The organism is Bradyrhizobium sp. USDA 4449 (genome assembly GCF_054056275.1).
In genome coordinates this window covers 3,680,039-3,694,430 of sequence record NZ_JBSRYD010000001.1, presented here as the reverse complement: position 1 = coordinate 3,694,430, position 14,392 = coordinate 3,680,039, and the positions used below count along the sequence as shown (strand labels likewise).

General features: G+C 59.3%; 14 protein-coding genes. 4 read left to right on the top strand and 10 right to left on the bottom strand.

Translation table 11 applies throughout. The features are described 5' to 3' along the window. Window positions 1-17: 17 nt before the first annotated feature. The 3 genes from ACVIIW_RS17180 to ACVIIW_RS17170 all read left to right on the top strand — a co-directional run bounded on the left by ACVIIW_RS17180 (window position 18) and on the right by ACVIIW_RS17170 (window position 1,982). Window positions 18-728 carry a FadR/GntR family transcriptional regulator gene (locus ACVIIW_RS17180; RefSeq protein WP_456701799.1) on the top strand — a complete coding sequence of 237 codons (711 nt, stop codon included), beginning with the start codon at window positions 18-20 and terminating at the stop codon, window positions 726-728. A 148-nt stretch (window positions 729-876) separates the two neighbouring features. After that, window positions 877-1,263, top strand: coding sequence for a CidA/LrgA family protein (locus ACVIIW_RS17175; protein ID WP_456701798.1), 387 nt, complete (start codon window positions 877-879; stop codon window positions 1,261-1,263). Further along, complete coding sequence (locus tag ACVIIW_RS17170) at window positions 1,260-1,982, top strand: LrgB family protein (RefSeq protein ID WP_456701797.1); 723 nt, start codon at window positions 1,260-1,262, stop codon at window positions 1,980-1,982. The genes ACVIIW_RS17175 and ACVIIW_RS17170 overlap by 4 nt, the downstream gene beginning before the upstream one ends. Before the next feature lie 112 nt (window positions 1,983-2,094). Here the strand turns inward: ACVIIW_RS17170 and ACVIIW_RS17165 are convergent, their stop codons facing one another. From ACVIIW_RS17165 to ACVIIW_RS17155, 3 genes are all read right to left on the bottom strand, one after another. Next, window positions 2,095-2,562: an SRPBCC family protein gene (locus ACVIIW_RS17165; protein ID WP_456701796.1), complete on the bottom strand. Its 468-nt coding sequence runs from the start codon at window positions 2,560-2,562 to the stop codon at window positions 2,095-2,097. Between the two features lie 41 nt (window positions 2,563-2,603). After that, window positions 2,604-4,157 carry a 4-hydroxyphenylacetate 3-hydroxylase family protein gene (locus tag ACVIIW_RS17160; RefSeq protein WP_456701795.1) on the bottom strand — a complete coding sequence of 518 codons (1,554 nt, stop codon included), beginning with the start codon at window positions 4,155-4,157 and terminating at the stop codon, window positions 2,604-2,606. 61 nt (window positions 4,158-4,218) lie between these two features. Next, the gene (locus ACVIIW_RS17155; protein WP_456701794.1) at window positions 4,219-5,442 is read right to left on the bottom strand and encodes an ABC transporter substrate-binding protein; all 1,224 of its coding nucleotides are present in this window, start codon (window positions 5,440-5,442) and stop codon (window positions 4,219-4,221) included. Between the two features lie 173 nt (window positions 5,443-5,615). Here ACVIIW_RS17155 and ACVIIW_RS17150 point away from each other — a divergent pair, with 173 nt between their 5' ends. Then, the gene (locus ACVIIW_RS17150) at window positions 5,616-6,650 is read left to right on the top strand and encodes a winged helix-turn-helix transcriptional regulator (RefSeq protein WP_456701793.1); all 1,035 of its coding nucleotides are present in this window, start codon (window positions 5,616-5,618) and stop codon (window positions 6,648-6,650) included. A 13-nt stretch (window positions 6,651-6,663) separates the two neighbouring features. Here the strand turns inward: ACVIIW_RS17150 and ACVIIW_RS17145 are convergent, their stop codons facing one another. Genes ACVIIW_RS17145 through ACVIIW_RS17115 form a run of 7 tightly spaced genes read right to left on the bottom strand, consistent with a single transcriptional unit; the run spans window position 6,664 to window position 14,263 of the window. Next, window positions 6,664-8,208 (bottom strand): class I adenylate-forming enzyme family protein, encoded by a 1,545-nt coding sequence (locus ACVIIW_RS17145; protein WP_456701792.1) that lies wholly within the window; start codon window positions 8,206-8,208, stop codon window positions 6,664-6,666. A 13-nt stretch (window positions 8,209-8,221) separates the two neighbouring features. Further along, window positions 8,222-8,971, bottom strand: coding sequence for an SDR family NAD(P)-dependent oxidoreductase (locus ACVIIW_RS17140; RefSeq protein ID WP_456701791.1), 750 nt, complete (start codon window positions 8,969-8,971; stop codon window positions 8,222-8,224). Next, window positions 8,968-11,364 (bottom strand): xanthine dehydrogenase family protein molybdopterin-binding subunit, encoded by a 2,397-nt coding sequence (locus ACVIIW_RS17135; protein ID WP_456701790.1) that lies wholly within the window; start codon window positions 11,362-11,364, stop codon window positions 8,968-8,970. Before ACVIIW_RS17135 ends, ACVIIW_RS17140 begins: the two co-directional genes overlap by 4 nt. Then, window positions 11,357-12,118 (bottom strand): N-acyl homoserine lactonase family protein, encoded by a 762-nt coding sequence (locus ACVIIW_RS17130; RefSeq protein WP_456701789.1) that lies wholly within the window; start codon window positions 12,116-12,118, stop codon window positions 11,357-11,359. Before ACVIIW_RS17130 ends, ACVIIW_RS17135 begins: the two co-directional genes overlap by 8 nt. After that, window positions 12,115-12,594, bottom strand: coding sequence for a (2Fe-2S)-binding protein (locus ACVIIW_RS17125; protein WP_456701788.1), 480 nt, complete (start codon window positions 12,592-12,594; stop codon window positions 12,115-12,117). Before ACVIIW_RS17125 ends, ACVIIW_RS17130 begins: the two co-directional genes overlap by 4 nt. After that, entirely contained in the window at window positions 12,591-13,460 is an 870-nt protein-coding gene (locus ACVIIW_RS17120; RefSeq protein ID WP_456701787.1) for an FAD binding domain-containing protein, read from the bottom strand. The genes ACVIIW_RS17125 and ACVIIW_RS17120 overlap by 4 nt, the downstream gene beginning before the upstream one ends. A gap of 29 nt (window positions 13,461-13,489) precedes the next feature. Beyond that, window positions 13,490-14,263 (bottom strand): enoyl-CoA hydratase-related protein, encoded by a 774-nt coding sequence (locus ACVIIW_RS17115; RefSeq protein ID WP_456701786.1) that lies wholly within the window; start codon window positions 14,261-14,263, stop codon window positions 13,490-13,492. Window positions 14,264-14,392 lie beyond the last annotated feature (129 nt).

The window sequence follows — 14,392 nt, the reverse complement described above, 5'->3', positions numbered from 1 at the left end:
TAGAGTGCGAGCGACCGATGGAGCGGATGGAAACCAAAAAACTACCCACGCGTGTCGAAGTCGCGTTGAACTACATCACGGGTGAGATCGCCAACGGTAACCTAAGTCCCGGGGACAAGTTGCCCAATGAAAAGGAACTGGCAGAGAAGCTTGGCATCAGCCGTACCCCCATTCGCGAGGCGATGAAGACGCTTGCAGTCTCAGGACTCATTGAGACCCGGCATGGGCATGGCAACTACATCCGTAAGGATGAAGGCACCGCTGTGATGCCGTTGATGATGTTTCAGCTCTATCTTCAGGATTCGACCCCCGAAATGCTGATGGAGCTCCGGTACATTTTCGACCGCAATTGCGCAGAGCTGGCTTCGATAAGACGCACCGAACGCGATCTCGCCGTCATGCGAGAAAGCATCGATAGATTGAAGGCTCTGTCAGACGATCCAAATTCGCCGATTGACAAATTGCTGGAAGCCGATCTCGATTTCCACCGCGCAGTCTATACGGCAGCGGGCAATAAACTCATCGTTGTGATCGCCGATTTCGTTTTGAACATGGTGGCGCCCTGGATCCGCAAATCGCTGGAGGTCAGCGGACGCTACCGCGCGGTGGGCCTACATGAAAAGATGTATGCAATGATCCGCGATCAGAAGACCGGCATGCTTAGTCGGGAAAGCGTGGAGGCGAACATGGAGCACTTCATGTCTTCCCTAAAGATTCCCGCGGCGTAGCGCTTGTGACAAGGTCGATTCAGGCAAAGTTCCGGCCCAATATCTCTAGGAGACGGCTTCGCCGCACACCGGCCTCCGATTCGCGTTGCTGGCAAAGCGCTCATGCGAGCCTTTTTGAGGCTAATTCGTCCTGCGGTGGACGCCTGACATGATCGCAGGTCTGAGCCTGATTCTACTTTGCCAGTTGGCAGGCGAAGTACTCGTGCGCAGCCTTGGACTGCCGATGCCCGGACCGGTGCTCGGCATGGCAATCCTGCTCTTGCTTCTCTTGGCTCGCGATCATTTCACCGCCCTCAACCGTGGCCCATTGCGAAACGAGGCAGTTGAGAGAACCGGGCGCGGCCTGCTCGCCCATCTATCTCTCATGTTCATTCCTGCGGGCGTAGGCATCGTGAAGAAGCTTGACTTGATTGTCGAGCACGGCGCCGCAATTTTAGTGACGTTGTCGGCATCAGTGGTGATCACTCTGCTCGCGACGGTCGCCACCTTTCTGGCGGTCAGCCGTCTTCTCTCGAAAAGCCAGACAGAGCCATGAGTGAAAACTCATTCTCGCTGTGGGTTTATCTGTCGCAGTCACCTTTGGTTTGGCTCACTGGGACGCTCTCGGTCTATGGGATCGCAGATGCTTTCTCGCTTGCGACAAACCGGCACCCGCTGGCAAATCCTGTTTTGCACTCGATCTGGATCATCGGAGCAGTCTTGATCATTACGGACACTCCGTACACCACATACTTCGCCGGCGCCCAGTTCGTGCACTTTCTTCTTGGGCCAGCGACGGTAGCGCTTGCGATTCCCCTCTACGATAACCGCGCACGCGTCGCCGCCGCGCTCCTGCCAATGGTGATTTCGCTTGTCGTTGGATCAGTCACAGCGATCGTTACTGTCGTATTGTTCGCCGAGGCCTTTGGTCTACCTCGAGCGATCATCCTATCTCTTTCGCCGAAATCAGTTACAGCCGGCGTGGCGATGGGTATCAGTGAATCCCTACACGCTGACCCGTCTCTCACCGCTATCTCGGTTGTTCTCACTGGAATCTTGGGTGCGATCATCGTCACGCCGCTCATGAATCGGGCCGCAATTACCGATTTTCGCGCACGCGGGTTCGCAGTCGGCATCGCCGCACATGGCATCGGCACAGCACGAGCGTTTCAAGTCGACGAGCTGGCTGGCGTTTTCTCCGGGATTGCCATGGGGCTGAACGCGCTTGTCACGTCGCTTCTGGTTCCCATCGCAGTGACCTTCCTTCTGCGCTGATCGCGTCAGCCACCTTCGGTGGCCTTCGGTCCTAGATTCGAGCCGGATAAGGCGGTGACCAACGAATGTCGCGGCTTGATCAAAGCGGGAAAAACCGCGCCGAGCGCAGGGATTAGCTGCATGGGCTGTGGTTATTCGGCTCAAGTGCTCGCGCAAAATTGGCGAAAAACTCGTCCGCGAGCTTCTTTGCCGTGCCGTTGATGAGCCGCTGCCCGAGCTGTGCGAGCTTCCCGCCGATTTGCGCGTCGACCTGATAGGTCAGGAGCGTGCCATTATCCAGTTCGATCAGATTGACCTTTGCGCCACCTTTCGCAAAGCCTGCGACGCCGCCCTCCCCCTCTCCAACGATATTGTAACTTTTTGGTGGATCGAGGTCGGTCAGAGTGACCCTACCTCTGAATCGCGCGGAAACGGGTCCCACCTTCATCTTTGCGACCGCACGAAATCCCTCACCGTCGATACTCTCCAACTCCTCGCATCCGGGAATACAAATCTTCAAGACGGCGGGGTCGTTCAATTTGGTCCAAACGACTTCGCGGGAGGCGGCGAGCTGGATCTCTCCGCTCATTGTCATTGCCATTGGCGTCTCCAAAATGGACGAGGTATGTCATCATCTGCGGATCAGTTGGGAACAGGCGCAAAGACCCGGGCCATGTAAGTCGATAGATCGGTCTCGATCTCCGCGCGCAATGCAGACGAAATGCCTGCAAGCGCTTTGGCCAAATCCTTCTTAAATTCGATCTGCATGGATCGCGCGATCTGGATACGCTGGGCCTGCGGCGAGCCGGCGCCATGCATGGACTCCGTCAGATAGCCCACCGCGTTCCTGCCGAGAGTCATGTTCTCCACGAGGCGAAGGATGCGAATTCGGTCCTCCGTTGCGATCTCGGGCCGTCCCTTCAGGTACTTCTCGATCATCGGACCGATCTTCTCATGCCTGAGTTCGCGCTCGGACGGCAGCGTCACCATTAGGCCGCCGGCGAGATCCTGCGCCAGCCGGCCAATTTCGTAGGGTAGCCGCGTGACGTGATGCTTGCAGACATTTGCCAGCATTTCGTCCGGCAAGTAGGCACCGGACTTCATCGCGGTTCCTTGATGGCTCGCCGCGATGCCTGCCCCGTAGATCGTCTCGTTGAGGTGGGTCATCTCGACGAGTTTATCCCGGATATGCGAGGCGCGTTCGACCCCGTTGTAGTCAGCGATTGTCGCCGCGGCTCCGATCAGGACGTCGCCCACGCCCGTTTTGCAGACGTAGCTGCGGCGGTGGTAGCAGGTGAATCTCTCAACCAGCGTCGACGCAAATTCGAACTCACCGTCGAGGAAAACGTGTTGGTTTGAAATGAAGACATCCTCGAAGATGATCATCGCTTCTTGACCTGCAAATTGCGCGTTGCCGGCGTCGATGTCTCCGCTTTCGCTGCTTCGCGTATCACAAGACTGCCGGCCGTAAACGTAGGTAACACCCGCAGCATCGACCGGAATGGCGCCGACAATCGCATAGTCCTTGTCTGCCGCCTCTAGTCTCATGGTCGGCATTACGATCAACCAATGCGAGTTTAAGCACCCTGTTTGGTGCGCCTTCGCTCCTCGGACGTAAACGCCCTCAGGCGTGCGACGGACCACGTGCAGGAACAGATCAGGATCCGCCTGCTGAGAGGGGGACTGGCCACGATCTCCCTTGACATCGGTCATCGCTCCGCCGATGACGAGGTTCAGCGCCTGCATACGTGCGAGGAACTGCGTGAAACGTGCATGATATGGTGTGCCGTGTTTGGCATCCACATCGTAGGTCACAGAGTGCAGCGAGTTGAGTGCATCCATACCCACGCAACGCTGGAAGCACGTTCCTGTTAGTTGACCCAGACGACGCTGCATCTTGTTCTGCATCACAAGATCGGCTGGGCTTTGCGAAATATGGAGAAACCGATTTACGTCGCTGCCGGTGAACGGCGAGATTGCCGACGCGAGGGCAGGATCCTCGTTCGCGAGGTCATAGGTTCTTGCGACCGCATTGATGGAAGGTCGAATCACAGGATGGTCGACAGGCTCGTCGACCAGCTCGCCCATTAAGTAGACGGCCAATCTGCGTCCGCGGAGGCTCTCGATGTATTCAGCCCCGGTACGAATCCGATTGGGCATTCCAGCCGAGGTCGCTGCGACAACTTTCTGATCCATCGAAATGGCTCCTTAAATGCTGGACCGGTCGGATTGCGGACCCGAGCCCCGGCTCTACGTGTCAACCTTTCCGTACCAACGGGCAGGTGCTGTCCTTGAGCGGACGGAACGCCTGATCGCCCGGGATCACTTCGCGAAGCTTGTAGAAATCCCAGGCTCCCTTCGATTCCGACGGCTTCTTGACCTCGTATACGTACATATCGTGCACCATGCGGCCGTCCTCTCGGATGCGCCCGTTTTTGGCAAAGAAATCATTGATGGGCATCTCGCGCATCTTTTTCATGACCGCCTGCGCTTCGTCGGTGCCCGCCGCTTCGACTGCACGCAGATAGTGCATGGTGGACGAATAGTCGCCAGCATCGCCCATGTGCGGCATCACCTTCATCCTATCGAAGAACCGTTTCGACCACGCGGGGGTCTCGTCGTCACGATCCCAGTAGAAAGCATTCGTCAATACCAGCCCTTTCGCGACGGAAAGGCCGAGGGCCTTGATGTCGGTTTCCCAGACGAGCAGGCCAGCCAACGTTTGCTGCTGTTGAATCCCAAATTCCTGCGCAGACTTGATCGAATTGACTAGAACGTTGCCGGAGCCTGCCAACGCGACGACCTGGGCTTTCGACGCCTGCGCCTGGAGCAGGAACGAGGACTGATCGAAGGATTCGGGCGGGTATCGGGTCGATCCCAGGACTTCACCACCCATCGCCTTCACTACGGCTGAGGTGTCGGCTTCCAAAGCGTGGCCGAAGGCATAGTCCGCGGTCAGGAAGTACCAGGACTTCTTGCCTTCTTTAGCTAGCGCAGTTCCGGTCCCGCGGGCGAGCGCATAGGTGTCATAGGAGTAGTGGATGCTGTTCGGCGTACATGCATCCCCCGTCAGACGGGACGATCCGGAGCCATTGATAATGGCGATCCGGTTCTTGTCCTTCGCAAGCCCGGAAACAGTAAGTGCGATCGAGGAATTGATGAGGTTGCCGATCATGTCAACCTTCTCGACATCGAACCATTTGCGCGCCAATGCGGAGGCCGTGTCAGGCTTGTTCTGATGATCCGCGACGATGACCTCGATCGGCTTCCCCAGCACCTTGCCACCGAAGTCTTCGACCGCCATCTTGATCGCAGTCACCGCGCCTTCACCAGACTCGTGCGAGAACTGCCCCGACATGTCGGTTAGAACACCGATCTTCACCACGTCGTCCGAGACAGCCCCTGTCTGAGCATTGGCGCTGACGCTCATCGTCAGGATTGCCGCCGTTGCAATCAGGCCAATTTCCACGCTCCGCTTCATGACGTTCCTCCCCAGGGTTATCTTTCCATTCCCTAATTACTATCATAACTAGACTAATGTTACATGCATAACTAGACTGAACTTTTCGACGAGTCAATCGCGCCGGTGTGCTACAGCTGCGCGACTTTTCAGGGCTGTCCGGCCGTGGCAGCTGTTTGAACGGACCGATCCGGATGCCTGTTGCCGCCAAAATCCAAAGAACCGCGACCAAATCGAAGGCGACAGCGGCCTCGCCCCGCACCGCAGCCGGCCGAACCGAGCGCAACTGCTCTGTCGCCCGTACGTTGGACATTGTCTCCGACGCCTGGGCTTTCCTGATCATTCGCGAGGCATTTTTCGGAACACAGACGTTTGAAGCCTTTCGATCGGCGCTCGGCATTCCTCGCGCGACGCTGACAGATCGGCTCAGAAAACTGACGCAGCTCGCGATCTTCCGTCAGGTTGCGCCCGGCTCTTCACAGAGGAAGGAGTACAGGCTGACGAAAATGGGCTTCGACCTTTATCCGAGCTTTATTGCGCTCATGCAGTTCGGTGATCGCTGGCTATCCAAGGGTAAGCCGCCGCCGCTGACGCTTGTCCATGCGACCTGCGGCTGCGAGAGTCACCCGGTCGTCACGTGCTCCCATTGCGGGGAAAAGGTGCCAGCTCGAGAAGTCAAATATCGCGATGGGCCTGGTGCCGGGCGTTGTCCGGCCAAGCCTGGCCGCAACACACGGCGCCCCTCTGAGGGAAGCCGCTTCGTGCTCGGCCGTCCGAGCTCGGTATCCCGCGCGCTCGAAATAATTGGCGACAAATGGAGTTTCATGGTTGTCCGCGAAGGATTCTTCGGTAATCGCCGTTACGATAAGATCCTCAATGAGCTCGCAATCGCCCCCAATATCCTGACCGATCGGTTGAATCGCTTAGTTGCCAACGGAGTGCTCCGGCGCCGGCAGTATCAGAGCTCTCCCGACCGCTATGAATACCTCCTGACCGAGATGGGTCTGGAGCTTTACGGTCCGTTCATCGCCATGCTGCGATGGGGGGATCGATGGCTGTCGAAAGGAAAGCCGCCTCTTGTCCTCACGCACATCAAGTGCGGTCACGACTTTGATCCTGTCGTCAACTGCGACCGATGCAAGACTCCCATCGTAGCTGCCGACATGCGATATCGCCTTGCCTACGACCCGAAATCCTATGGCGCGCTGGGTCCACGCTCCGTCGACTGAAGGCTCAAGCCGCTCAAGCCTGCTTGCTCAAAGCCTCGACGAGCTTGAAACGCATGATTTTGCCGGACCCGGTGCGCGGAATTTCTCCAACGAGATGCGTGGATTCCGGGATCTTGTATGACGAGAGATGGGCCCTGCAATGCTCCAGCAGCGCGGGCACGTCGAGAGCCTCGTCATTGGCGACCACGAAGAGGCACGGTACCTCGCCAAGGGTCGCGTGCCGCATTCCGACGACTGCGCAATCCCTGACCTGGGGGTGTTTCACCACCACTTCCTCGATCTCCGCCGGCGCGATGTTCTGGCCGCCACGGATGATCAGCTCCTTGATCCGGCCGGTGATCGTCAGATAGCCCGAAGGGTCCGATTTTGCGAGGTCGCCCGTATGGTACCAACCCTTGCGCAGCGCCGATGCGGTTTCCGTCGGCTTGTTGTGATAGCCCAGCATGAGGTTCGGTCCGCGGACGATGAGTTCGCCTTCCTCCCCGATCGGAACGTCCTCCAGCGAGGAAGGATCCACGATGCGGACCGCGAGGCCAGGCACGGGAAGGCCGCAGGATCCCATCGGTCTGCCGCCGTGCAGCCAATTCATTGTCACCATCGTGGATGTCTCGGTGATGCCGTATCCGTCGAGGAGCCGCGTCTTGAACCGTTTCTCGAAGGCTTTGTTCAGGGTCGCAAGCATGATCGCTCCCGCCGAGATGCACAGACGCACGGATCCGAGCCGCTCGATGCCGGCTTCCTGCGCGCGGAGCAAAAGGTAGTGGAACATCGTCGGCACGCCCGGCATGATCGAATATTTGCCAGTCCCTAGCAGCTCGAGCGCCTGCTGTGGGGAGAAGCGCTCCATGATGTGCTCACTGGCGCCAAGCGCGAGAACGCCGAGAACCGAGAGATTGAGACCGTAGGAATGGAAGAGCGGCAGAGGCGATAGGATCACGTCGTCGCTTGTCAATTCCGCAATCGGCCCCCAGCAAGCTGCTGAGACCCAAAGCATGCCACGGATCGACAGCAGAACACCCTTGGCCCGCCCCGTGGTGCCCGACGTGTAGATGATGAACGAGCACCGATCGATGTCAGCCGGATCCAGCGACGCCGCACCTTGGTCCTTGGCGAGGTTCGCCATCGATACTCCGGCGCTGTCGGCATCGTTCTGAGCGAAGATCACGGTCGGTGAGATACTCGCGTCCCTAAAGACCTTATCCAGCAGATGCTTGCGCGACCCCGTCGTGACGATAACACCGCAATCGGCATCGGTCAGGCGATAGCTGACCTCGCCCTCAGCTGCCTCAAAGCTGATCGGCACCACGACTGCGCCGGCGCGCAAGGCGGCGAAGCAGGCTTCGATCCAGTCCACTCCATTCGGCAAGTAGATCGCCAGCCTGTCGCCTTCCTTCAAGCCGGCTCTTGTCAGACCCGCCGCGATGGAGGCTGTGCGGTCGGCGAGCTGCTCGTAAGTGATGGACCGCGTCGAATCCCAATATGCCACCTGCTCCGGTCGGCTCTTTGCGTGACGATTGAGGAGCGTCGCGATCGGCGCGATCAGATCAACTTGCAGCATCGCCGTCCCCCTTTTAGACCATCGAATATCCGCCGTTCACGCTGATCACCTGGCCGGTGATCCAGGCGCCGGCGTCGGACGCGAGCAAACTGACCAGTGGGGCCACGTCCGAAGGCAGGCCCAGACGGCGAATGGCGTAAGCTTTGACGAGCTTGTCGCGATTGGCTTCCACCCAGACCTTGTCGTGTGCGGTCTCGATCAGGCCTAGCGAGATCGAGTTCGCGGTAACTCCAGAACGGCCCCATTCACGAGCGAGCGATTTCATGAGCGCGATGGTGCCGGCACGCGCGGCCGCGCCAAGCGCGAGGCCCGATTCGCCGACCCGCGATGAGTCGCCCATGATCGATATGATGCGCCCGCAGCCTGACGCCTCAAGCAGTGGTCCGGCACTATGCGAGCAGTTCAATGCGCCGTAAAGGCAGGTGTCAATCTGCTTCTTCCAATCCTCCGGCGTGCTCTCATTGAACTTCTTTCGGAACACCAGTCCAGCGTTGTTGACGAGAATGTCGAGGCCGCCGAAGTCACTCTTGACGTCATCGACCATCTTCTTCACGACGTTCGCATTGGCTATGTCGGCTTGATAGGCTTTCGCTTTTCCGCCTGCATTTTTGATCTCGGTAACGACAGCTTCTGCGTCAGCTTGCGAGCTGTGGTAATTCACGGCGACCGATGCGCCACCGTCAGCCAGCATCCTGCAGATTGCGGCGCCGACGTCGCGGCCACCTCCCGTTACAAGCGCTATACGTCCCTTTAGGTCGGTCATGGTTTTCCCTTTGCTGTGAGCTTGGCGTCCTGAATAAGCCTGAAGATGCGTTCCGGCGTCATCGGAAGAATCGAGATGTCGATATCGAGCGGCGATAGCGCATCGGCTATGGCGTTAGCGATCGCCGCCGGCGCGCCGATTGTTCCGCCTTCGCCCATGCCGCGGAATCCGCCGGACACTGCAGACTCGCTTTGGACGTGGACGACATCCATGGTCGGCACTTCCGGCGCGGACGGAATCACGTAATCGACGAGGCTTGCGGTGAGCAATTGACCATCGTCATCGTAGATCAGCTCTTCGAACAGCGCCGCGCCGATCCCTTGTGCTACGCCGCCGTGAACCTGACCATCGACAATCATCGGATTGATGATCTGGCCGCAATCTTCGGCGACAACAAACTTGTGTATCTTCACAAAGCACGTCGCCGGATCGATTTCGACGGCAGCTATGTGAGTTGCTGCTGCGGTTGTGCCGTTGACTGGGTCATAGGTGTAGCTCGCCGTCAGTTCCTCCCGTGCCTCGACCGGCAAGGTCTTCATATCGGAATAGACGGCCTTTGCGATCTGCTTGAAAGACACCGCGCGATCGGTCCCGAGCACGGTCACCTTGCCTTCGGAAATCTCCAGGTCGTCGGCGCTGGTCTCCAGAAGATGCGATGCAACTCGCTTGACCTTTCCCTTAAGGATCTCAGAAGCGTGCTTCGCGGCACCACCGCCGAGCACAGCGCTACGGCTTGCGTAGGTCCCCGTCGACATCGGGACCTCGTCGGTATCACCCTGAATGACACGAATGTCTTCGAAACGAGCACCGAGGTCGTCGGCGACGATCTGCGCCAGAGTTGTCTCGAGCCCTTGGCCGTGGGAGGCGACCCCGAACGCTGCGGTGATGCCTCCAGTCGAATCGATTGTAATCTTTGCGGTTTCGGAGCCCGTATTGATCGGCATACCAGGCGCCACCGCAATGCGAGAGCCGATCCCCGTCAGTTCTGCATAGGAAGCGATGCCGATGCCGAAAAGTCGCCCGCGTTTGCGGGCCTCCGACTGCTGCTTTCGCAGCTGATCGTAACCCGCTGCCTCAGCGGCGGCTTCCAAGCACTCGATGAAGCCGGTCTTGTCCCAAATGATGCCGGACGCGATGCGGTATGGAAATTCCTCACTCCGTACCAGGTTGCGGCGCCTGATCTCAAGCGGATCAATCCCGAGCGCCTTGGCGCCCATGTCCATCAAGCGCTCGCAGACAAAGGTCGAAACGGGCCGACCAACGCCCCGGTAGGGACCGGTCGGGGGCTTGCACGTTGCGACGCCGCGAACCGCGCCGCGGTAGGATCGTATCTTGTAGGGCCCGGGCAGAAAGCTGACGACCTGCACCGGCTCCAGGCCGCAGGTCCATGGATAGATCGAGAAGGCGCCCACGTCGCCGATCACGTCTGCTTTCAGCGCGATGGCCAGACCGTTAGCGTCGAAGCCCATCTCGGCATCGACGATCTCTGCAAAGGCCTGGCTGCTACTGCTGACGTCCTCAAGCCGGTCTGCCGTCCATTTAATCGACCGGCGCAGCTTGCGCGCGGCGATGCACATCAAGAGTTCTTCTGGATAAAGGGATCCCTTCGAACCGAAGCTACCACCGACGTCGGGGGCGACCACCCTCAAGCGATGGCCTGGAAGTGACAGCGACCCCGAAATGGCATCACGTACAATTCCCGGAATGTTCGATGACGTGTAGAGCGTGAGCGCGTCTCTTCGCTTGTCGTACTCCGCAGAATAGCTCCGCGGCTCCATCGCGAGCGCCGCCTTGCGGGTCATTTCGAAGCGCCCACCTACCCTCACGGCAGCAGCTGCCAGGTCGGCCGCAACATCCCCCTTCTTGAACTCTCGAGCAATCAGGACATTCGTCCCAGCCTCCTCATGCAGCAGAGCCGCCCCCTCGGCGACCGCCACCTCTGCGCGCGCGAGCGGGGTCAGCGGTTCGTAGTCGACCTCGATCAATTCGACCGCGTCCTCGGCCAGGTAGCGTGAGGTCGCGACGACGGCAGCGACCGCCTCTCCGACATAGCGGACTTTTCCCGAGGCAAGCGGTAGAATCGGAGTTGCGTAGTAGTTCGGCGTCCGAGAGAACGGGACGACCGGTTTGAAGTCGCCGGAAATTTCCTCCGCGGTCAGCACCGTGATGACACCAGGCGCCTTCAGAGCGGCGGCGATGCCGACGCGCACAATTCTGGCATGCGCCTGTGCGCTGCGCAGGAAGGCGATATGTAACGGCCGATCCGGCCTGCGATCTGCGGTGTATTCACCGTTGCCCGCCAGCAAGCGGGGATCCTCGGTACGCCTGATCGGTGCGCCGACGTTCTTGGGGCGCAGCACGTCGGAAGCGTTGGCGCGGTGATCTCTATTCATAGCCCTCACCACCTTTGCGCAAGCCTTGCCATTGCGCGTAGTCGTGTCCGCAGATCACGGTAGCGCCGGACGTCTCGATTCTGCGAACCTCCGCGAACGTCTTCATCTGCTGCTCGACGTTCCAAGTGTTACGAGGGGCTGCGTCCGCATCGAGGTTCTGGCGTAGGCTGACAGCATCGGACGCAAGCAGGAACTCGCCGTCCCGGTCCATGCTGACCAGTGCGCCCATAGTGCCAGGGGTGTGGCCTGGAAGAGGAACCAACACCACGCTGGAATCACCGAACAGATCTTTCTCGCCGTTCACAGGCTCGATGGGGTGTCCGTAATCCCAGTCGGCTTTGAGGTATCCCGCACTATCGGCGCCAGGTGCCTTCGCTGCCTCGATCTCCTTGGCGTGAGCGAAAATCGTCGCTTTTCGGAAGAACTGATTGCAGCCGCAATGATCCGGGTGAAAGTGCGAATTGACCACGATGTCGATGTCATCAGGCCCGAGGCCCGTGCAAGCCAGGCTCGCCAGGAGTGTCTCCTCCGCTCGCATCATCGGCCTCATGACTTTCGCGAGCGGTCCCCACCGTCCCTCAGCATCATCGACTACGGCCGGATGGCATCCGGTGTCGAACAGAAGGCTACCCTGCTTATGCCGGATAAGCGCACAGCTGACCGGAAGGTCGATCGTCTCGTTGCGATCTGCGCCGGCCACGTAGATGCTCTTCTTCATCCGGAGGTGTCCGGCGGTGAGAAAGTTCAACTTCATGATTTTTTCTCCGCGCGCATCGCGGCGGCACTGCGGATCGCAGTCACGATATTCTGGTAGCCTGTGCAGCGGCAGAGATTGCCGGAAAGGCCCTCTCTGATGTCCTCATCCGTCGCCAGCGGATACTTTCGAAGCATGTCCTCGCCGGTCATCAGCATGCCCGGCGTGCAATAGCCGCACTGGAGTCCGTGATGCTCACGGAACTGCGCTTGCAAGACGTTGAGCTCGTCGGGCGAGCCAAGTCCTTCGATGGTTACAATTTCGGCGCCATCCGTCTGGACTGCCAGCATAAGGCAGGAGCGCGCGCTATCGCCATTCACGAGAATGGTGCAGGCGCCGCAGACACCGTGCTCACAGCCGACATGCGTACCGGTGAGGCCCAGCCGATCGCGCAAAAAGTCGGACAACAACATGCGCGGTTCAACGTCCGCGACGTTGTAACACTCTCCGTTCACTCTGACCGAGATCTCCGTCATGCTGCTTTCTCCTTTTGTCGGAGTGCTTTGCGCAATGCGCGCCTGGACAGCTCTTTTAGGAGATGGACGCGGTACTCCCCCGATGCATGAAGATCGTCGTTTGGCGAAATCTTCGACGCGACGATGTCGGAAAAGAGTTCCGGAGCCTGGTCGTCGAGCGGCAATGCAACGAGCTCCCGCTCGGCTGCCTTCAAGCGCAGCGGAGTGTCGGCCACGCCCATCACAGCGACGCGCGCATCCTCAAGCCTGGTACCCGCGCGGCGGACTGATAGAGCGATGCTAGCCAGCGCGAAATCGCCGAAGCGGCGGGCGACTTCTTCGAATGCCCACCCGTCCTGATCAAGAACTGGAAAATCGACTTCGGTGACGATTTCGTCCGGCTGCAGGCAATTCGTCAGAGCATCGACAAAGAACTGCTCCGCAGCGACCTTCCGAAGCCCATTCGGTCCTCGAATGGATATCATTGCATCATAGAATACTGCTAGCATCGGCAGTTCGGCGGCAGGATCCGCATGGGACAAGCTGCCGCCGATCGTACCCCGATTGCGTATGGCCAGATGAGCCACGTGCCGCATCGCCGCCGACATGACCGGAAGCTTCGCAGCGATGAGTGGCGAGTGCTCCAGGTCACGATGTCGCGTTAGCGACCCGACCGCAATCCGCCCCTCCCGATGCTCAATGTAGGAAAGCCCGCCGATGCGGTTAAGATCGATCAGAACCGAAGGTCGCGCCATCCGGAAGTTTAAGAGTGGCAGAAGGCTCTGACCGCCGGCCAGCAGTTTCCCTTCTCCGTTCGAGGCGACAAGCGCTTCGATCGCGGCCTCGACCGTTGATGGCGAGACATAGTCAAACTTGGCAGGCTTCATGGGCCTTCTCCAACCTTCCCCATCCCGAATTAATTTCCGCGAAAGCGTGGTGGTCTCTTCTGCACGAAGGCGTCGCGGCCCTCCTTGAAGTCCCTACTGTCAGACGCTTCGTCGACGAGCCGCTGTGCCGCCGCGAGATCCAGCGCGCCGTTACCCATCGAAAGACCGTTCAACATGAACTTGGCACCGGAGATCGAGAGTGGCGCGTTGACGGACAGGCGCCGCAGGAACTCCTCTGCAGCTGCGACGGCGTCTTCGTGAAGCTCGTCGATCAAGCCTAGTCGGAGGGCATCTTCTGCTCCGAAGCGGTCGGCTGAATAAAGGATCCGCTTTGCATTCGACAGCCCCGTGAGTGCCAGGAGCCGCTGAACGCTGTTCACCCCGTAGACAATAGAAAGCTTGGCTGACGGGATCCCGATTGTTGCGGTGCGGCTGGCGAATCGGAAATCGCAGGCGAGCGCGAGATGGCAGCCGCCCCCGAGGCAGTAACCGGCGATCGCCGCGACGACGGGTTTTCCCAGCGCAGCAATTGCCCCCGAGCAGGCATCGACTGCGACTTCGTACGCCACAGCCTGATGACGGTCTTCTCGGATGCGATCGAATTCGGAGATGTCGGCGCCAACGGAAAAGTCCTTGCCCGCCCCACTCAGAATGACCCCGCGAACATTCCGGTCGCTGGTGTAGCCCGAGAAAATGTCAGCGAGCTGTCGCCACATATCAAGCGTGACCGCGTTCCTTATCGCTGGGCGGTTTAGAACCACGTGCGCAACGCCGTCCCGCCTCTCGATACGAATTTCCTCCACGTTGCCTCTCTGGGCTGAGACGGGCTTGGGCAACCGACGAAGGTCGGGCTCACCCGTTACTTGCATAACTAGACTAATTTTCTCCGGCGAGTCAAGCCCTGGCTAAGCCCTCACTCCGCGTTTTAAAAT